Annotated in this window: 21 protein-coding genes; 7 read left to right on the forward strand and 14 right to left on the reverse strand. The window is 40.0% G+C overall.

Annotation, left to right across the window (positions count from 1 at the left end; translation table 11 throughout):
• The first annotated feature begins 79 nt into the window (after positions 1–79).
• Positions 80–1,315 carry a serine/threonine transporter SstT gene (gene sstT / locus C9J12_RS18820; protein ID WP_107244113.1) on the forward strand — a complete coding sequence of 412 codons (1,236 nt, stop codon included), beginning with the start codon at positions 80–82 and terminating at the stop codon, positions 1,313–1,315.
• Positions 1,316–1,726: 411 nt separating this feature from the next.
• Here the strand turns inward: sstT and C9J12_RS18825 are convergent, their stop codons facing one another.
• The 5 genes from C9J12_RS18825 to C9J12_RS18845 all read right to left on the reverse strand — a co-directional run bounded on the left by C9J12_RS18825 (position 1,727) and on the right by C9J12_RS18845 (position 5,481).
• Positions 1,727–1,918, reverse strand: coding sequence for a hypothetical protein (locus tag C9J12_RS18825; protein ID WP_107244114.1), 192 nt, complete (start codon positions 1,916–1,918; stop codon positions 1,727–1,729).
• Positions 1,919–2,051: 133 nt separating this feature from the next.
• Complete coding sequence (locus C9J12_RS18830; RefSeq protein ID WP_107244115.1) at positions 2,052–2,387, reverse strand: hypothetical protein; 336 nt, start codon at positions 2,385–2,387, stop codon at positions 2,052–2,054.
• 369 nt (positions 2,388–2,756) lie between these two features.
• Positions 2,757–3,998, reverse strand: a complete 1,242-nt coding sequence (locus C9J12_RS18835; protein ID WP_107244116.1) for a cysteine desulfurase-like protein — start codon at positions 3,996–3,998, stop codon at positions 2,757–2,759.
• Complete coding sequence (locus C9J12_RS18840) at positions 3,982–4,638, reverse strand: 2OG-Fe dioxygenase family protein (protein WP_107244117.1); 657 nt, start codon at positions 4,636–4,638, stop codon at positions 3,982–3,984. Before C9J12_RS18840 ends, C9J12_RS18835 begins: the two co-directional genes overlap by 17 nt.
• A 504-nt stretch (positions 4,639–5,142) precedes the next feature.
• Complete coding sequence (locus C9J12_RS18845; protein ID WP_227876410.1) at positions 5,143–5,481, reverse strand: hypothetical protein; 339 nt, start codon at positions 5,479–5,481, stop codon at positions 5,143–5,145.
• A gap of 258 nt (positions 5,482–5,739) precedes the next feature.
• On the opposite strand from C9J12_RS18845, the gene C9J12_RS31630 reads away from it, so the two are divergent.
• Entirely contained in the window at positions 5,740–5,844 is a 105-nt protein-coding gene (locus C9J12_RS31630) for a DUF6942 family protein (RefSeq protein ID WP_407675692.1), read from the forward strand.
• A 46-nt stretch (positions 5,845–5,890) separates the two neighbouring features.
• On the opposite strand, the gene C9J12_RS18850 is transcribed toward C9J12_RS31630, so the two are convergent.
• From C9J12_RS18850 to C9J12_RS18875, 6 genes are all read right to left on the reverse strand, one after another.
• Positions 5,891–6,661: an ABC transporter permease gene (locus tag C9J12_RS18850; RefSeq protein ID WP_107244118.1), complete on the reverse strand. Its 771-nt coding sequence runs from the start codon at positions 6,659–6,661 to the stop codon at positions 5,891–5,893.
• Positions 6,654–7,343 (reverse strand): ABC transporter ATP-binding protein, encoded by a 690-nt coding sequence (locus tag C9J12_RS18855; protein WP_107244119.1) that lies wholly within the window; start codon positions 7,341–7,343, stop codon positions 6,654–6,656. Before C9J12_RS18855 ends, C9J12_RS18850 begins: the two co-directional genes overlap by 8 nt.
• A gap of 233 nt (positions 7,344–7,576) precedes the next feature.
• Complete coding sequence (gene cspE / locus C9J12_RS18860; protein ID WP_006228435.1) at positions 7,577–7,786, reverse strand: transcription antiterminator/RNA stability regulator CspE; 210 nt, start codon at positions 7,784–7,786, stop codon at positions 7,577–7,579.
• 453 nt (positions 7,787–8,239) lie between these two features.
• On the reverse strand, positions 8,240–8,449 hold the full coding sequence (cspE, locus tag C9J12_RS18865; RefSeq protein WP_006228435.1) for a transcription antiterminator/RNA stability regulator CspE: 210 nt from the start codon (positions 8,447–8,449) through the stop codon (positions 8,240–8,242).
• Between the two features lie 545 nt (positions 8,450–8,994).
• Positions 8,995–9,555, reverse strand: coding sequence for a hypothetical protein (locus C9J12_RS18870; RefSeq protein ID WP_107244120.1), 561 nt, complete (start codon positions 9,553–9,555; stop codon positions 8,995–8,997).
• A 107-nt stretch (positions 9,556–9,662) separates the two neighbouring features.
• A complete protein-coding gene (locus tag C9J12_RS18875) occupies positions 9,663–10,583 on the reverse strand; it encodes a LysR family transcriptional regulator (RefSeq protein ID WP_107244121.1) in 921 nt (306 codons plus the stop codon).
• A gap of 80 nt (positions 10,584–10,663) precedes the next feature.
• Between C9J12_RS18875 and C9J12_RS18880 the strand changes: the two genes are divergently transcribed.
• Genes C9J12_RS18880 through C9J12_RS30745 form a run of 4 tightly spaced genes read left to right on the forward strand, consistent with a single transcriptional unit; the run spans position 10,664 to position 15,013 of the window.
• Positions 10,664–12,100, forward strand: coding sequence for an efflux transporter outer membrane subunit (locus C9J12_RS18880; protein WP_107244122.1), 1,437 nt, complete (start codon positions 10,664–10,666; stop codon positions 12,098–12,100).
• An 11-nt stretch (positions 12,101–12,111) separates the two neighbouring features.
• Complete coding sequence (locus C9J12_RS18885) at positions 12,112–13,257, forward strand: HlyD family secretion protein (RefSeq protein WP_107244123.1); 1,146 nt, start codon at positions 12,112–12,114, stop codon at positions 13,255–13,257.
• A gap of 12 nt (positions 13,258–13,269) precedes the next feature.
• Positions 13,270–14,808, forward strand: coding sequence for a DHA2 family efflux MFS transporter permease subunit (locus tag C9J12_RS18890; RefSeq protein ID WP_107244124.1), 1,539 nt, complete (start codon positions 13,270–13,272; stop codon positions 14,806–14,808).
• A gap of 46 nt (positions 14,809–14,854) precedes the next feature.
• Positions 14,855–15,013 (forward strand): hypothetical protein, encoded by a 159-nt coding sequence (locus C9J12_RS30745; RefSeq protein ID WP_170111819.1) that lies wholly within the window; start codon positions 14,855–14,857, stop codon positions 15,011–15,013.
• Positions 15,014–15,079: 66 nt separating this feature from the next.
• Here the strand turns inward: C9J12_RS30745 and C9J12_RS18895 are convergent, their stop codons facing one another.
• Positions 15,080–15,712 carry an SDR family oxidoreductase gene (locus tag C9J12_RS18895; RefSeq protein ID WP_107244125.1) on the reverse strand — a complete coding sequence of 211 codons (633 nt, stop codon included), beginning with the start codon at positions 15,710–15,712 and terminating at the stop codon, positions 15,080–15,082.
• 128 nt (positions 15,713–15,840) lie between these two features.
• Positions 15,841–17,343 (reverse strand): peptide MFS transporter, encoded by a 1,503-nt coding sequence (locus C9J12_RS18900; protein ID WP_107244126.1) that lies wholly within the window; start codon positions 17,341–17,343, stop codon positions 15,841–15,843.
• Positions 17,344–17,983: 640 nt separating this feature from the next.
• Between C9J12_RS18900 and C9J12_RS18910 the strand changes: the two genes are divergently transcribed.
• The gene (locus C9J12_RS18910; RefSeq protein WP_107244128.1) at positions 17,984–19,387 is read left to right on the forward strand and encodes a methyl-accepting chemotaxis protein; all 1,404 of its coding nucleotides are present in this window, start codon (positions 17,984–17,986) and stop codon (positions 19,385–19,387) included.
• A 113-nt stretch (positions 19,388–19,500) separates the two neighbouring features.
• Here the strand turns inward: C9J12_RS18910 and C9J12_RS18915 are convergent, their stop codons facing one another.
• The gene (locus C9J12_RS18915) at positions 19,501–19,950 is read right to left on the reverse strand and encodes a hypothetical protein (RefSeq protein WP_107244129.1); all 450 of its coding nucleotides are present in this window, start codon (positions 19,948–19,950) and stop codon (positions 19,501–19,503) included.
• Positions 19,951–20,166 lie beyond the last annotated feature (216 nt).

Below are 20,166 nucleotides of genomic sequence, written 5' to 3' on the forward strand. Positions count from 1 at the left end.
TCGCAGATCCTGTTAAAAATTGGCCTGAGAGCGAAATAAAACGCTCCGATATATAAATATAAAATATGCAGGATATATTATGAGTCAAACACAACCATTTTTAGCCCGAGTCGCTAGCGGAAGTTTGGTTATCCAAATTATCGTTGGTATCGTCGCAGGTATTCTCCTTGCGTCTGTAGCACCAGAATCAGCAATCAGTGTTGGTTTCCTTGGTGGTTTATTTGTTAGTGCACTTAAAGCTGTAGCACCTATTTTGGTCTTCATACTTGTTGCCTCTTCGATTGCAAACCAAAAGAAAGGTGCGCACACGAACATGAAGCCAATCATTATGCTGTACCTATTCGGTACACTAATGGCAGCATTAACCGCAGTAGTAATGAGCTTCCTTTTCCCTACCACTTTAACGCTTGTTGCTGGCAACGCGACAGCATCACCCCCTGAAGGTATTGCTGAAGTTCTTAACACACTTTTATTCAAAATCGTTGATAACCCTGTAAATGCACTAATGTCAGGTAACTTCATTGGTATTCTTGCATGGGCAATTGCACTAGGTTTTGCACTGCACCAAGCAAGTGATGCAACAAAGCAAGTGTTCCACGACATGTCTAACGGCGTAACATTGATTGTTCGTTTTGTTATTCGCTTAGCACCAATCGGTATTTTCGGTCTGGTTGCTAACACATTTGCAGAAACAGGTTTTGCAGCACTAGCAGGTTACGCACACTTACTTGCTGTACTGCTTGGCTCTATGGCAGTTATTGCGTTAGTGGTTAACCCTGCGATTGTTTTCTTCAAAACAAAAGAAAACCCATATCCATTGGTTTTCCGTTGTATCCGTGAAAGTGGTATTACTGCATTCTTCACACGTAGCTCTGCAGCAAACATTCCGGTAAACATGCAGCTGTGTAAAGATTTAGACCTGCACGAAGATACATACTCTGTATCTATCCCACTAGGTGCAACAATCAACATGGCGGGCGCTGCAATTACGATTACAGTATTAACGCTTGCTGCTGTTCATACTATGGGCGTGGAGGTTGATATCGCAACAGCGGTACTATTAAGTGTTGTAGCAGCCGTTTCTGCTTGTGGCGCATCAGGTGTGGCAGGAGGCTCTCTACTACTTATCCCACTAGCATGTAGCTTGTTTGGTATTCCAAACGAAGTGGCGATGCAAGTTGTTGCTGTTGGCTTTATCATTGGTGTTATTCAAGATTCAGCTGAAACAGCACTAAACAGCTCAACAGATGTTCTTTTCACAGCCGCTGCTTGTAAAGCTGCTGAAGCGAAAGTTGCATCACCTCACGTTGCGTAATAAACGTATTTAACAACGTAATAGATATGAAAAGCGGCAGCCATTAGGTTGCCGCTTTTTTTCCCATAAGTAAAAAACTAGACGTTATCGGTCATATTACTGAATAGCGTTAAATCTAATATATAACTTCTGTCCAACTCTGGCTTAGGATGATAACTCTAAGCTGAATCTGCTCCATTGTCATTTAGAGTCGTTAGTCATAACAGATTACTCTCTAAGTCAGTTTTGTCCCATTATTTCTTAAGTCAAAGGTCATATACGCTCTGTTCATTTGAGATTGTATGAGCAGCATCAGTGATTTACTACTTCTACATCGTTGCTAGTCACTAAAAAAACAAAAGGTCGAGTCACTATTCAGTGACTCGACCTTTTTGCTTGAATCCAGCCCCAAGTTGCAAACGAGGTTTTATATTAGTTCTGAAGGTCTTCGACCTTGTCAGAAATGGCACTAAAGTCATCCATTGCTTGATCTTTAACGTCTTCATAAACGTCTCTAACATCTTCAAATGACCGAGAATTAGTTAGATCAGAGAATTGGTCTTGATAAGTCACACCAATATAAATACCAAAGCCAATTAACGCCAATACAATATATTTTAACATTTGCTACTCACCATTTATTTTTCTATTTCTAGAGTCTATGTATCTTTCAACATAATATACTCAATCATCTTACCGTTAATTTTATACCGACAGCTGACTAATGGTGTTATTTTTTTGCTCTTTTTAAAGCAAATCACGTGTTAGTGATATCTCGAATCGCACGATTTGATCGATTAATCAAATTATCAACCGCCTTACGTTTGGTGTTTTTTACACTTCGTTCAGTGCGTTTTTCAACGTAAGTGCCCTCTTTCGCCTCTTGTATTGAACGCTGGGTATTATCAAATTTATTCTGGCTGTTATTAATACTATTTTTAGTCTTCTGCACAGAGTGGTGTGCCTTTTGTAGACTGTTATCAACTTGATTTAATCGCTCAACCAAATTGTCTGCATGGGCAGAAGATACGGCAAGCAAACCGAGTAAGGGGGCATATTTTATAAAAAGCGACGCGTTTGTACGAGAAAACATTTAAGCTCCAATTCACATATTCATTAAATCGAACAGGCCGTAAATACTAACAACGGTGCCTTTAATCCCTTAATAAAACGAAATAATAAAAATTAAAGTGCTTTTTTGCTTTTATTTTATGTTCATATTCATCATTGAATAACCCTGAAAAACAGAAGTTCCCCAATGGTCGAGATACGCTGAACCATACTGGCGTTTTATCATGCAGTTATTGAGTTTCTTTTCAGCGGAACAAAAACAGCCCTGAAGTAAAACCTTCACGAGGTAGACTTGCAGGGCTTTATCGTTATTTTAGAAATTTCAAGCCTGTGACATTGTTTGAATCTATTTATATCTTATTGTTTTTATATTTATCTTACTAAACGTTACTTATTTTTTTATTAGAAATGGCGCTAATTCAGTAAAAAGTAAATCAATTTCATCGATCGTGTTGTAGTGCATCAAGCCAATGCGAATAACACCACCTTTATCCATTACACCTAACTGTTTACATAACCCTTGCGCGTAGAAATGACCATTCCACACACACATGTTATTTTTCCCAAGATGTGCCGCAACATCTGATGGCATTACATCATCAATTCGTATAGCAAAAGTTGGTGTGCGCTCACTTAGTAGGTTTGGGCTATTAATTCCATACAAACTCACGTTACCAAACTCTGAAAGCTTACTTAAAAAATGGTGACTAAGGTTTTTTTCATGCTCTTGATATTGAACAAAACTCGTTAATAAGCGTTGACGTAACGATGCATCTTGATCGCCCCATTGCGCAAGATAATCCACCGCAGCAACGAATCCAGCTAACGCCTCAAAACTTTGTGTGCCAGTTTCAAACCGTCCGGGGCCTTCATCTGTCGCGGGTTCAACTTTATAAGGTTGCAATGTCTGTAACCATTGGGGAGCAATGTAAGCGATACCCACATGCGGACCAAAGAACTTATAGGCTGAACACACTAAAAAGTCACAACCAAGATCTTGCACATCAACTAGACCGTGTGGCATATAGTGAACCGCATCAACATAAACTTGCGCGTCAACAGCATGTGCAGCATCGATTAATCGTTTTACATCCACTAAAGAGCCAGTGGTATTCGAGGCGTATGTCACTGCCACTAAACGGGTTTTATCACTAAGCAAAGATTCAAAATGATCATAATCTAACGTGCAATCTTCTTCATTCACTCGCACTTGGTGAACAATCACACCTTTATCTTCAGCGGCTTGTTGCCAGCTAGACACATTTGAATAGTGATCTAACGCTGTTACGATCACCTCATCACCTGCTTGCCAATCGCGACTAATCGCACGACTTAATTGAAAGGTGAGAGAGGTCATGTTTGCGCCAAACACAATATTGTTGGGTGACGCTGCACCTAATAATGCTTGAGCCGATATTCTCGCTTCTTGCATCAAAGATACGGTTACTGAACTTGAGAAAAAAGAACCACCAAGGTTAGAGTTGTAGTGTCCAAGATACCCTACCATTGCATCTAAAACAGGCTGAGGAACTTGTGACCCACCTGGACCATCAAAAAAGTAAACTGGCTTATTATTGACCGTTTGATGTAAAGCGGGAAACGCAGGGCGAACAGCATTAGGCGTGAAGAGCATGAGCTGCCTCCTTTGCTGTCAGTACAAACAAATCAAGGTAGCCTTGCTCATCTTGCTTTACTGCTTTAATCGGACGCGCGTTATGCCATAGTTGGTTATCCGCTAAAATAGCAACTTCGCCTTGTTGTAACGCCATACTTAAAAATGGGATGTCTGTTTTATCTCGATAAACCATGAATTCGCCACCTTCAATGTTATGACGATCAATACCAATCACTGCAATATGATTAAATCCATCTTGGTGTACCCCTTCTGGCGCAACTTGTGTTTCACCATTGATTGCAGCAATACGAATTTGATGGATTTCGATCTCTTGCTCATCAGACAGTACGTTGGCATTTTTAAAGACTTCACACATCTCAAACATACCGGCGCTACTAAGAATACTTTCATCTAATGCTTCAAAGCTTCGGCAAACATTTCCTTGAAAGGTATTAACCTCATCAGACTGCATAAAACTACGCGGTGGCATGGCTTGAACTTTGCCATTACTTACTCTCACAATTGAATAACGACGTAATCGATATTCACCATCAGCGTGATCAGTTTTGGGTAATTGGTCGAATGATGGAGAAAGTTCTTTTACCGCTTGTCCACTTAATTGAGTCAGTTGTAGAGTACGATCGAGCAGAGAATTCATATCATCTTGTCCTAGTGCTTGCTTAAGTCCCTAGCAAAAACCAACATCCTGTTTAACGCTTAAGAATGTTATTTGGCGCCCGCCACTTTGTAACAATTCGATTACAATTAGAATTAAACAAAAAACTGCAAAAGCCAAGTAAATGCAATTTAAATTTCAAACAAAAGCACAAATACAAAATAATAACCCACTATATAGATACAAATCAGCTTAACACTTCAAATTGACGGCCTTCGCTAGTGTGAAACTAGATATGTTCACCAACAAAAACATAACCAACTGATAATTAATAGTTTAAATATACAATATCGTAAATACAACGGTATATTTACGACCCAAAAAGCAGTGCATTATTCTGTTTGTGAGCAAGTGCTCATTTATAGTCTTTGTAGAACATACGATGAAAAGTGATGAGATTGAAGGTGGAATAAATAAGAAGGGAGGAAAAAATAGGCATTAAACATACATGTCTAATGCCGACTTTACACGCTTTGAAATATCATATTAACGACGTGGATTGTCTACATAATCATATCGGTCACCCGATTTCTTATAAAAAACGTTATCGACAATAGCGTAAGAGATACCAGCAATCACCGCAAAAGTTGCAATTTCAGGTAAACGGGAACGGTGATAATAGCGATCACGTGGCGGCTGCACAACCACAACAGTATTGTGATGATGATGGTGCTTCTTCTTATACTTAGGCTGTACGACCACGACAGTATTATGGTGGTGTTTATTATGCCCTTTACCGTGTCCTTTGCCATGTCCCTTACCTGCCCAAGCATACGAAGGAATCGCGAATGACATCATCAAGAAAATAGAAATTAATAATTTCATAAAATGCTCATAAGTAATTTTTATTATGAACATGGTACATTTGAACCTTCAGCGAATGTCATGCCAAAGTCAGTGCCGTGTTATGAGATCGACAGAACTGGACAAAAACATAGCAAAAAAGTTCCATTTATTACTAATTAATCATAAAAAACGGCTAGTTATAAACACTATAAAAAGCTCTGATTCAGACAAGATTAAGAGCAATAAAATGTAACAAGGAATTTCAATGAAACAACGTATTGGTCTTGGATGCCCAGAATGTCAGATTGCGGTGTATATAGAAAATACTCCAGCCATGATGAGCATAGAGTGATAGTGTGCCCTTACTTTGATAATCGCCAACTTTCTAATATTAAAATTTAAAAACTAGCAAATATTATGGCATCAATAAAGTCTCTTCATTCAACGTCTATATCATCAATTGACCATAGCGATTAAAAGCATAACGGCTTACAAGCGCTAAACAGGTTGTTACCGATAATACACCGGCAATGAAAATCGCCACCATAATGACAAGCTGATATTTCACTGCAAGCAGTGGTTCTGTACCGCCAAGAATTTGCCCTGTCATCATGCCAGGCAAACTCACTATTCCCAATGTTGTCATCGATGCGAGTTGAGGCGCAAGCGCTGCTTTTACAGCCGTACGAATAAAAGGTTGAACCGGATTAGGAGCTCCTAAAGTGAGATAAAATTGATACTCATTTTGTTTATCTCGTAAGCTACTATGCCAGCGTTCCAACGCTAATACGTTGGCAGTTAAGCAATTACCTAATAACATTCCTGCCACTGGAATCATATATTGCGCTTGCCACCACGGTTCAGCTTGTATCACTCCCGCTAACATAGCCGGTAAGACAACCAATAATGCGACACCCAGCCCTAGCAATACTGCTGGAAATATTTTACGTAGATTAACTTCTGCTCTTCGACAAATACTATAACTGGCAACAAGCGCCATGACAGATAGCCAAATAATATTCAACGTTGGGTTTTGCCAAGTAAATAACGTTTGTAAATACATACCAACAATCGTGAGCTGTAACGTCATTCTTAATACAGCTTCAACAACAGTACGTGTTAAGCCTAGCTGCCAACGATGAAATAAAAATAAAGGCAATAAAAGCAACAGGTAGAATGCCGCTAAGGCAACATTCTGAATATTGGCTACACTATCCATTATTTGATTCCATATGATGCAGATGATCACTCGATGCCAACCACACAGGGTCGTGTGATACAGATATTCGAGTAGGGGCAAGCGTGGTTAGTAATTCAATGATAGTGTCACGACTTGTGCCATCTAATGCTGATGTTGGCTCATCTAATAACCATAATGGTCGCTGCATTAATACAGCACGGGCAATAGCAATGCGTTGCTTTTCACCACCTGAAAGCAGATTAACATCAGTGTCTAATGATTGTTTCAGCCCTACTTGTCGCAAAGCATGAATACAGGCTTGTTCACTTGGTTCAGTTGCAGCGTCTTGATTCAATAGCGATGTTTCAGAAGAAGGAGAAGGCACGTTTCTTATCGCATTTAGTGTCCAAGGTAACCGCAGTACTTGGCTAATGGTTTCAGCCCCCATAACAGGTTGCTGTGGTAAATAGCAAAATTGTTGTCGCCACCAAGTGAGTCCATCAACTAAGACTGGTTGCCCTTGCCATGAAAAGCTTCCACTATTAGGTTCTTTCAACCCAGCTAAGACCATTAATAAGCTCGTTTTTCCACATCCTGATGATCCAGATATGGCAAGGTGTTCGCCAGACTTAACGGTTTGCGTCAGTAACATACCGTTTTTAGTTTCAAGCCCCGAACCTAACTGATTAATTAATAGCAAGATATCTGCATTGTTTGTCATATCCCCTCCGCAATACGATTATACCCAGTAACCTCAAGGTGCAGAATTAAGGGTGATCTCAGCGCGTTTTGTTGGGTACAGTGTACGAAATAGAAGGCTATGACTCAAATTGATAGAAATCATTACAAACATGAAGGAAAGTGATGGGTGATTCTGAATAACGTTAGTTTCAAATTTCAGATAAAAAAAATGCCGGCTAAGCCGACATTTTATACTGTTACATAGACTCTAAATTAAAGAGCAACTACGTTAGCAGCTTGAGGACCTTTCTGGCCTTGTTCAACGTCAAAAGAAACTTTTTGACCTTCAGCAAGAGTTTTGAAGCCTTCAGAAGCGATAGCACGGAAGTGAACGAATACGTCAGCGCCGCCGTTATCTTGAGTAATGAAACCGAAACCTTTCTCTTCGTTGAACCACTTAACGATACCAGTTGTGTTAGACATAATAGTCTCCAAAATTTTCAATAAAATAATTCGCAAAAATGCGTTTGTAGCCGAAAAAAGAATTATCTATGTGAACGAAACTTATGAGTGGAAATCTTCATGACAACTTACTGGGTAAATCGGTACAGCGAAGCTTTTCTAAAACATAATGTTGCATATAAATAAGGTCTGAATTACAGGCCGAGACACATACTACCACAGAATATACGGTTGGGTAGCTTTATTTACCGAACATCCCATAAATGTGATTAAGTGCATAATAAAACAGTTAAAATTGTATTTTTTACATTAAAATCAGGAAGTTAAATGATAAGTTAAAACAAAAGCAGATCGATGATTAAACGTACAGAAGGATATTTATAAAAGTTAGAAGAGAGTTTACGAGATTGATAAATAGCAGATAAAAAAAATGCCGGCTAAGCCGACATTTTATACTGTTACATAGACTCTAAATTAAAGAGCAACTACGTTAGCAGCTTGAGGACCTTTCTGGCCTTGTTCAACGTCAAAAGAAACTTTTTGACCTTCAGCAAGAGTTTTGAAGCCTTCAGAAGCGATAGCACGGAAGTGAACGAATACGTCAGCGCCGCCGTTATCTTGAGTAATGAAACCGAAACCTTTCTCTTCGTTGAACCACTTAACGATACCAGTTGTGTTAGACATGATAGTCTCCTAAATTTTCGAAATAATTCGCAATAATGCGGTTTTAGCCAGAATAGAATTATTTATGTGTTGATAACTTATGAGTGAAATCTTCAAAAACAACATACTTGAAAAGCAGTGCAGCAAAGGTTTTCTAAAACATAATATTGCATATAAATAGGTCTGAATTACAGCCGGAAAGAATAATAGCATCCTAAAAGGATTTGGGTAGTCTTTTTTGTTTTTTATGTGGCAAAAAATCAAAAAAAGCACACATATTCTGATGCGCGCCGATGGAAATACCTATATAACAAATACTTAAAAAAACACGACAAAGAACCTGAAAACATAAGGGACTTACTGTTCGTCTCTTTATTAAGCATTTTCACCTTTATTTCTCTGATTAATAAAAGTGAAATAACGTAATAATCCCATTCGTCGCCATATAATCCACCTAGCACAGCAGAATCTGACGTCCATTTATACCCAAGCTACCTCAAGATGCAGGATTCAGAGTGATCTCAGCGTGTTTAATTCAAGAAAAATGTGTGTAGGAATGGCATTCTTTAATGCCTAAAACCACCACCTAAACGTCCACGTATCCTTACTGGTGCGCTTCCCATACGAGACTGAAATTCGGAACGATGCTCGGCATTTAGGTTGGGGCTCAATTTATCACTATCATTTACCTTCTGAGCAACTTTATCTTTATCTATATCTTCGAGGCGGTCTTTGGCTGCCAATGGATCATTCAGATGCTTTTCTCGTGAATCAAGTACCTTATTGCGCTTTTCTTCTGGTAGGCTGCTCCAATGTGTTTGAAAATCAGACTTCAATGTTGTTAAATCTGGTTTCTCACCATTCTCTTTCCAATTCGCCACGTTATCTTTTACTTGTTGCTGTTTATCTTCGTCTAGATTATTCCACCAGCTGTTAAGTACTTCATCCCACTTATCATCAGAATCACAGCACCAAGGATAGTTATCAGCCCAGTAATAGTAGTAATCGTTATACCACCACGACCCAGTGTAGTAGTTCGCATTGTATGAAGAGGAGCTGCCGTTGTTAGCGCAAGCAATGAGAGACAAGCTAAATAGAACAACCAATAGTTTTACCAATCGCTTCATTATCATTTCACCTTCGTTTGTATAGCAAACGTAAAAGATGATCAACATCACACTGCATGGCTATAAACCGCCTCTAAACACATCGCACACGCTGTACATAATGAGATCTAAATTTCATTAACTTTTCGTAACGTTATCTCTTCTTCAAAACGCATAATGGTAAAATCAATGAATGCTCTCAACCGTTTTGAAATCAATTTTCTCTCGGGATAAACAAAACTAACGGGTATCTGGGCTGAATATACATCTGGTAAAACATGTACGAGCCGTCCAGAGACTATGTGTTCTTTACAAATAAATTCAGGCATGAAAGTGATACCAAAACCATCTAAGCAAGCTTCCAATGATGCATTAATCGTGTTCACTTTAAAACGGTAAGGCAAGCCTGCTAATACGTTTTTATCTGCTGTTCGTATTGAGCTGCTATTTTTAATTTGCTGATGCGGCGCTTTTAGATCTTCGAGTAATTGCGGTGTTCCGTATTCTGCTAAGTATTCGGGGCTAGCCACAAGAATACGTGTCGAATAGTGGAATGTTCGTGCAATTAACGACGACTCATCCAGCTCTCCTATTTGTACTTTTAAATCAACACCTTCAGAAATAAGATCAACTTTTCGATTTGAAAGTTCTAGATGAATTGTTACATGGGGATGCAATTTCATGAACTCCTTCATGCACCGTCCTAATAACCCATTCCCTACTTCTACTGGCATAACGATGTTCAATGGTCCACGAACCAGATCATGGCTTGCCATAACTTCCAATTCAGCTTGCTCAATAAGATCTATGATATGGACACAAGATTGATAAAACGCTTCGCCTTCTTTCGTTAATACTAGGGTTCGTGTTGATCGCGTTAGTAAGCGTGTACCTAAGTGCTTTTCTAACTCCGCGACTTTTCGACTAATCGTTGATTTCGTTATTTCTAGTTCTGCCGCAGCTTTTGTGAAGCTATGGCATACCACAACTCGCGCAAACATCTCGAGCGTATTCAGATCGAAACCAATCTTATTGTTTTTTGTCTGCAACAGTCTTTCCCTTTATGGCGTATATATCAACAATCGGATCATATTTATACTCTACCCTATAAAACAGATTAGGACAGACGATGAACCGTTTTCATAAAAATGCATCCATTCCGATATTATTATCCTTATCGGTTCTCTCAGGATGTAGCATGATTCCCCCTGAAGAACCGCAACATCAATCGATGTTAACAAATGAACAAATTCAACTAAAAAGTCATGATATTCAAGTTATTCATCGTCAATGGTGGAATCAATTTGGTGACCAACAGCTCACACAGCTAATCCAATTAGGGCTTACAAATAATCTCACATTACAACAAGCCAAACAGCGTATTGATTTGGCCTCTCAACAAGTGGCTCTTGCTAAATCAGGTGATAAACCAAAACTAAACCTCAATGTAAGTGGCGGTGGTATTGGCGCTAATACGCAATCGCTCAATATGTCTAATGCTGATTACTCCGCGATGGGCATGCTCCTACCCTCTTTTTCATACCAGTTTGATTTCTGGGGCAAGAACGAAGCGACAATTACCGCAGCAAGTGATCAAAAGCTATCTTTAGAAGCACAAGAAGCACAAGCTCGATTAGTAATATCTGCATCTATCGCCAGCAGTTACTTTGCTTTACAGAATAATTATCGTTTAGAGCAAAACTTAACCACGTTATTAGACGAAATTAATCATCAAAATAAAGTGATTACCGCGCAAGTAAAACGAGGTTTAGCCAGCGAAGCGGAATCGTTTCAAAACCAAGGTGATATCGACACCTTATCAGCTCAGTTATCAGATGCAAAAACCCAGCAGCAATTAGCAAAAAACCAACTCGCTTTGTATCTTGCTAAAACTCCCGATCAATTGGGCCAATTAACCTTACCGAATGCCCAAGCAATCAACCAATTGGCTGCTGTCGATACTATACCTATGAATTTGCTCGGTCGTCGTCCTGACATTATTGCCAGCAAATGGATGGTGGAAGCGAACGAGCAAGGTATTAAACAAGCCAAAGCGTCATATTATCCAGACGTGAACTTGATGGTAATGGGCGTATTTCAAAAGCTCTCAAATATGAACCCTGCCAGCTTATTCTTAGGTGGTGCAACAGTCGCGGCGAGCTTACCGCTTTATGACGGTGGCGTGCGCGATGCCAATTACGCATCAGCCAATATTAAGTTTGACCAAGCGGTCACAAATTACAATCAAACGATACTTAACGCGGTTAAACAAACCTCCGATGCCATCGTCAGCTTACAAGAAGCACAAAAACAACAAATACTCGCACAATCTTCCGTTACCCATTACCAGCAAGCATACGACATTTTAAATAATCGTTACGAGCGTGGTTTATCAAGCTTTGCTGATATGAACAGTGCCCGTATGCAATGGCACCAACAAGTAGTAAAAGCCACCAATACTGAATCCGCTATTTTACAAAATCAATTGCAGTTAATTGTGGCACTTGGTGGTGATTACCAGCAAGAACAATCCGTTTTGGCATCAACACCAAGCAATAACGAGTAAAGAGAATAACAATGACAACTCAAACACTATCTAACTCATCAAAGAAAAAACGAAATATTATTCTAACCAGCTTTACCCTTATTGTTGCGGCAGCAGCAGGTATTTGGTTCATGTTATTGCCTACCACACAACAACAAACAGATGATGCCTATGTGGCTGGTCAGCAGGTAATAATTACTTCACAAGAACCCGGAACAATAGACTCGATTAGCGTTGATGATACACAAGCGGTTAAGCAAGGCAGTGAACTACTCACTTTGAATCGTAATAAATTATCATTAGAACAACAGTCAGCTGAAGCGAACCTAAAAGCTACCTTGCGTCAGGTTCAAAGCAATTACATCAAAATCGACCAACTAAAAGCGCAAGTTCAAGCTGAAAAAATCGCCTACAAACAAGCAAAACAAGATTACAACCGCCGAATTGGCGGCGACAAAGATGGCTCAGTATTACCAGAAGTGCTTGCTCATGCTAAAAACGCAGTCAACATCAGCTCACAAAATCTTGTTGCATTGAACAAACAACTTGAAGCTTCTGAGGTATTACTGCCTAAAGAGAAACTGCTTAATAACCCACAGGTTGAAGCAGCTATTTCACAGTTGCGAAAAGTCTATTTGGCACAGGTCAACAGCACAATTATTGCTCCTAAAAGCGGGATAATTGCCAAGCGTGCCGTACAAGTTGGTCAACAGATTCAACCAGGACAAGCACTTATGACGCTAGTGCCACTGAATAAAGTATGGATTGAAGCAAACTTTAAAGAAACTCAGCTAACCAATATGCAAGCAGGGCAACCTGTTACGTTAATCTCTGACTTATACGGTAGCAAACACACTTACACAGGCGTTGTTGCTGGTATAGGAGCTGGTACTGGCAGTGCGTTCTCTGCGATTCCAGCACAGAATGCGACAGGTAATTGGATCAAAGTGATTCAGCGTGTACCGGTACGCATCTACGTCGACCCAGTACAATTCAAAACACACCCTCTGCGTATTGGTATGTCAATGAAAGTGACTGTTGATACTGAATCAGCAACTGACGAACCTTTTGACTACTCTGTTTTTACTACTGATGACAGCCTTGCCAATATTACTCAACAGCACCTACAAACTGTTGATCAGCATATTGACACCTTTGTTCATCAAATCACCTTGTAATGAGGTGCTAATATGAATGATTTAACACCTGTCAAAGGCGTTCGCCTCTTATTGATCACTCTCGCCACATCGATGGCAACCTTTATGATGGTCTTGGACACGTCCATTGCCAATGTCGCCATACCCACCATTGCGGGTAACTTAGGCATATCTACCGACCAAGGTATATGGGTAATTACCGCGTTTGGTGCCGCCAATGCGATATCAATGCCGATGACTGGCTTTCTTAGCCGTCGATTTGGTGAAGTACGTTTATTCACATTTGCTGTTGTGGGGTTTATTGTTACCTCAATACTGTGTGGCATGTCTAACAGTATTGAAACGCTGATCTTCTTCCGCGTTCTTCAAGGGGCAGTTTCAGGCTCAATTGCCCCACTTTCGCAAAGCATATTGTTGCGTAACTTTCCAAAAGAAAAGCATGGGATGGCAATGGCTTTATGGTCGATGACCGTGGTGGTTGCTCCTATTATGGGCCCTATTCTAGGTGGCGTACTGACTGATAATTACTCTTGGTCATGGATATTTTTTATCAATGTACCCATCGGTATTATTGCCAGTATTTTGGTTTATGTTTTGCTTAAAGATCGAGATACAAAAGCACAACGTGAGAACGTCGATTATATCGGTATTGGTTTGTTGGTTATCGCGGCGGGTAGCTTACAAATGATGCTCGATTTAGGTAAAAATAATGATTGGTTTCAGTCAAACCTCATTGTTGGTTTAACCTTTGTTGCCATTTTATCATGGGGGATCATGATTATCTGGGAATGGTATCACGATAACCCAATAGTGAATTTTCGCTTTTTCAAGCAACGTAACTTCCTCGTTGCCGTTGTTGTGATGTGCTTAGGTTTTATGATGTATTTCGGGTCAACCGTCTTACTACCTCTCTGGTTACAAGGTGTGATGGGCTACACCGCATCTTGGTCTGGGTATGCCGTGGCACCCATCGGTATATTGGCGATAGTCAGCGCCCCTATTATTGGTAAACTAGTGCAAAAGGTCGACCTGCGGATCATACTCAGCTATGCCTTTGTCATGTTTTCTATTGTCGGGTTTTGGCGAGCCAGTTATAGCCTTGATGCACCATACAGTTACATTATGATGCCGCAATTCGTACTGGGAGCTGCCACCTTAGCGTTTTTTGTGCCACTACAGAACCTTGTTGTAACGAGCGTTAGCAGTGACCAAATTGCCAATGCCGTCGCATTATCAACATTTTTTAGAACCTTGTTTGGCAGCTTTTCATCTTCTATCGTCACAACAATGTGGGATGAACGCATGGAATTTCACCATGCCAGACTAGCGGAAGGTTTTACCAATGCAAATCAAAGCGCAATGGAGTTCATCCATCAAATGGGCAATAACTTAACCGCAGTGAATGGCGAATTAACTCGCCAAGCCTATATGATGTCAACAACTGACATATTCTGGATGACGGGAATTTTATGCTTATGCTTAATCCCTATTGTGTGGTTAGCCAAACCGATAAAGACCAGAAAGTTGTCAAGCCAGAAAAGCACGACTAATGTTGCTGTTAATATCGACTAAACTTTAAACAAAGTTTCGGTGATCCGAAGCAACAAAGGTACAGTATATGTTCGAATGGGCTAAAGGTTTATTCACGCCAAAAGATGATGAAGCAGAAGCTGTTATCAATAAGCAAAAAGAAGAAGAGCAACTCGAATTGGAAGAGCGGAATAAAAAATACGCTCGCGGAGCTTCTTCTGATAACGGTGATGGGGGCGGTGATTAATCTCACTCCAATAATTGAACAAAAAGGAGAGCTATGCTCTCCTTTTTTACAATGTTCACGTTTTAATTAATAGCTTAATGTAGGATCAACACTTGCGTAAATTTGCCCGATTGAAGCATCATCATTCAGCAACCTTTCTGTTATCACAGCAACGTCACTTCGATTAATCAAACCATGCACTTCTTCATTCTGGTAAATTTCAGCATTTCCTGTTGATTCGCCGTCTTTTAAACCTCCAGGCCTTACAATTGTGTAAGCCAGTTGGCTGGTTTGTAGCCAAGATTCCGCCAAGCTTTTTTCACGCACAGCAGCACCAAATACAGCTTTTGCACGATCAGAAAGCATCGGCCATGAATCACCACACCCTAACGACGTCACCATTAAGAAACGTTGTATTTCTTGTTCTTCAAGCGCATCAATCAAATAACGGTGACCGATATAGTCGACAGATTGTTGAGCTTGAAAGCTCCCCATTCCCGAAATCACAATAGTATCTTTTGGCAAGCAGCTCACTGCATGTTGAACATCCGTTTGATTAACAGCATCACATTGAATAATTTTGACGTTCAATTCAGCCAGCTCGATTGCCTTTTCAGGGTTCCGTACCATCGCAATCACTGAATAGTTTTGCTGAACATAATGCTTAACCATTGCTAAGCCTAAACCTCGATTCGCACCAAAAATAGCAATCGTCTTCATAAGTCACACACCTTGAAATTTTAGATAATGATTCTAATTCGTATTACCACGAAATGATACAAAACCTATGAAGAACGATTATTTGATTACTGAATAAGCTTCATCATTACATTCGCGACTAACATCACTTAATGTGACAGAGCGGCTTCCTTTTCTTCTGCTTCAAGCGCTTCTCCGCGTAAAATTAACTTCTGAATCACGCGTGACAAAGCGAAGGTCAAGACAGACATAAATGCGGCAATCTGGGCTAGCATATAGAAGTAACCCGTATAGACCGCTTCAACCACTTCTGGCGTAAATACAATGTCTTTAGGCAATGCAATTTTAGTTGCAATTACCGCAGCCAAAATACCACTTAGTGAAATCGCCACAGCACGTAAACCAATAGAGAACGCGGCTAAATAGCGAGGTACCATCTCGAAGATAAAGCCAGCACCTAATGCGCCTACAATCAACTCAGCTCCAGATTGGAAAAAGTGTACCAATAGAATCCAGTCTGCTGATATTTTACCATCAGGCCCCATATTTTCTGAAGATAGACCCAATAACGTAAACGCGATAGCACTTAGTACAAATGCGCCAGCGATCTTAGTTGGAATAGTCGGAGAATAGCCTTTACGATCTAACCAAGCGTATACCTGAATCATTGGCCCACCCAGAACAAAACACCATAGTGGGTTGAATGCCATATTGGATTCAGGATAAATTGGAATAAAACCAAGTAGCTTGTCACCCATCAGGTTAATAGCGTACATGTTCATTGATGTGAACATTTGGCCGTAGAAAAAATAGAACACGATTAGAATACAAACAGTGATCAGTACCGCGACCATTTTGAATTGATAAGCACGAGTTGCTTTAGTGATTTCATAAATGAAGTAGCCAATAGCACCAAAGCCTAGCGAGTAAAGAATGTATTTCCCCATATCTAGATTTGAGAAAATCCAAAATACCAAACCTAAAGTCGCAATTGAACCTACAAAAAAGAGTGCCCATGTCATGAATGGCAGTGGCGTTTTATCTAAATCGTTACCCACACTCTCGAGATCTTTACGGAACTTGAAAAATAAGACCAAGATGCAAGCCATGAGCAGCCCAGAGATAAAGAAAACCCCCTGATACGCAAGGTAAGCAATCAAGAAAGGAAATAGATACTTAGCAGAAAAAGAACCAAGATTGTTGATTGAATAGTTTACCGTCAGACCCTGTTGGAATGCATCTCGATTGGTCTCTGAATAGGAGTTCCCCAAAAGAACGGTAGGGCAAGTAGCTGACAAGCCGCGTGCATAACCGATTAATGCAATCGCAAAGATACTTAAAGGTACATTGAGATCGCTAGCACCAACCCCTAGTAATACAAATCCAGCTAAATACGCTGTGTAGCCAATATAGACAGCGCGAAAAGCACCAATATATTTGTCGGCAACAAACCCACCAACTGCCGAGAAGACCGGACCAACCGCACCGAAGGCACCCATCATCATAATGGTGTCTGCTTCACTGTAATTTAAGTCATTTAAAAAGAATTTAGTTAAAAGTACATATGTACCGTAGAAGGCTGCCCCCCAAAGAAGTTGCCGTAAGATAAGAATCTTAGAAATCGTAGGGAATCTTGAATTATGGTCTTGCATGTTTCACTCCAAATATGTGGGCTTAATTGTGTAGATTGTGTGCCTTATTAGTTAGGCATCATCAGTTTATTTATACGACTAACAGGGTAAGAACTGCGGAAAGCTACGTTCACTGGATGTTTGAAATTATTGATAGAATTGTCATAACCTTTTGTTATGAATGGGTATTTTTCGAGGACTATATCATTCAGTAGGTTTAAAACTGCCACACGTGTATCAAATTTTGGTAATATATCAAGTAGGATCAATAAGTTATGATCTCCGTCACCACTCTCTACTTCCAGTACAATCGCCATCAAATTTTGGCTTCAATTTTCCAGCAGATATCATCCTTCAATGAGTCAGAACTATCTCTTTTTCAGGTTGAGTTACCGTAAAATTGAAGCCGCCTATGCTGGATAAGAATCAATATTGATCACGACGCCTTGAACCGCTGGATAATTAAATAGAGGTCATTACTTGAACACCAAGCTCTCGTTTTCAATTGATTCTCTGGAAGGACGGAGTGGCTGAATGACTTTTATCATTACATTCGTGATTGTGATCACTTAATTCAACAGAACTCGAACATTGTTTACATACATAATATGAGCAGTTTAAAACCCTGACTATTCATAGCTGTACTTAGAGAATAAATACAATGAAAGAAATTGCATTCCGTTGGATTGATAAATATTTAGTCAATGTCACTCTTAAAGAGAATTTTTTAATCCTCTTCTTCACGCCTGTTCTAGCAATAATCATTGTCAGCTTGACATTAATAAATGCATCAGATAGCCAGCAAAAACAATTGCTAGAACAAAACATGGGTACTGTTGCAAACTTAATCGCCCAATCAAATCTGACAGAAAATGACGTTGATCGTATTCTGACTGGCAGTAATATCCAGGTTGGTGGCTATGGCGTCGATACTGTTTCAGTGCCCAACACCTCTTACAGCCTCGCGATAAAAGAGCAGCCGAGCTTAATCTCATCATTGGCATTCAGCCACATAAGCATTATTTTCGCTTCATGCCTTTTCATTATTATGTGCCTTTACTACATCATGACTTTCATGGGTGGGGCTCTTTATAATATCTATAATGCTGTTCAACGTCTTGCTGATGGCGATTTAGTCTCACGTATTGCGTATGCTCCAGCACGAAACGATTTTAATCTTATTGCACAAACAATCGATCGCGTATCAGATCGAGAGCAACAATTAGTGAAAGCAACACAAGAAGCCATTGCTTTAATTCAACAAATTAGCTCAGAACTGCGCCAACGAAGCACTGAAAATGAGCAATTAACGAACGAACAACAAGATAGAATCGACTCTCTCGCCAGTGCAACAGAACAAATGGCAGGTTCAATTCGCGAAGTAGCAAGTCATGCGCAAGATACATCTAGCCAAACTAGCCAAGCGACAGAAACAACAACCAAGGGCTTGGCTCAGGTAAATCAAACGCTTAAATCTATAAATCAATTAGGGACAGAGATAAATTCTGCCGCAGAAGCCGTTGCCGAACTCGATAGTAACGCCGCCAAAATTGATGACGTTGTAACAACAATTAATGCTATTTCAGAGCAAACAAACCTACTTGCATTGAATGCTGCCATCGAAGCTGCACGTGCCGGCGAACAAGGCCGTGGATTTGCTGTTGTTGCTGATGAAGTACGTACCCTTGCAGGTAGAACTCAAACCGCAACGGTTGAAATCAAGACAATGATCGAGGCACTACAAACCAATAGTCAGGGCTTGATGAAAGTAATGCAACTTACCGTTAATAATGCTGAATCAAGCGAAAAAATGATGGGGTCAGTCAGTAAAGATATTAGTCATATCTCTGAGCAAAACCAATATATTGCAGATCGTAGTATTGAAATTGCAGCCGCAGCAGAAGAGCAAGGTGCAGTTGCAGATAATATCGCATCAGACGTTGAACAAGTACGTGAACAGTCGCAACGCGTGGCTGATATGGTTACTCAATCAACCAGCGAAATACAGCGTCTGAATCATCAAGCAGATGTTCTTGAGGGATTAATGAAAGGGCTTAAAGTTTAATTAAGCCATTAATACCAGCTGTCACAACAACACTAACAAGTATATAAAATAAAAGCAGCGGCTAATCTCGCTGCTTTTTTATTGGGGACAAAGGTTGGAAACAAAGGTGACCATTACTCTTTACCATTATCCAGCGCGAAATAGATTTTAGAGACAACGATTTCACTGATTAAGATGGTGAACACAACCGCAAAAAACGCCACGACACCATGCAGTGGCCCCGTAAATTGCACTTTATCGCCAAACAAAATATTAATGGCTTCAAGCATGATGAACTTTGAACCCACTAGGATGATATATGTGCTGATACCACGATAAAACTTTGCGGCTGTTCCTGGTTTTTGTTTGAAATAATTTGCTAGCTTATGTTCGGCGGCAAGCGATAACTTAAGTAACAACTGCAATAATAATGCTGCGGCAAACGAAATAGTAAAAGAGTCTATATTGACGAACTCCCAGTACTCATCATAGAAATTAAGGACAGTCAGATCGACCAAAACAGCCAGTGTATAACCCACGAAGAGTCGTTGCGGAGTATTAAATCGGTATACTTTCTCACTCATCACATATCCTATGTTGGCTCATATCGTTAGTTAAGCATCACAAGCATACCTGTGATTGTTTAATAAAGATGAGGCTAGTCCTGAATTGTGCCTTTTACCAATCACGCAATATAAATCATACATATGAGCCAAGCATTCTACGTCCGCAGACCTAAATGTGAGCAATAAATAACCGCATCTATAGTTGTCATGATTCACTTAACCGGGCCATCCAAT

Origin of the sequence: Photobacterium frigidiphilum (assembly GCF_003025615.1) — a bacterium.
Lineage (GTDB): Bacteria > Pseudomonadota > Gammaproteobacteria > Enterobacterales > Vibrionaceae > Photobacterium > Photobacterium frigidiphilum.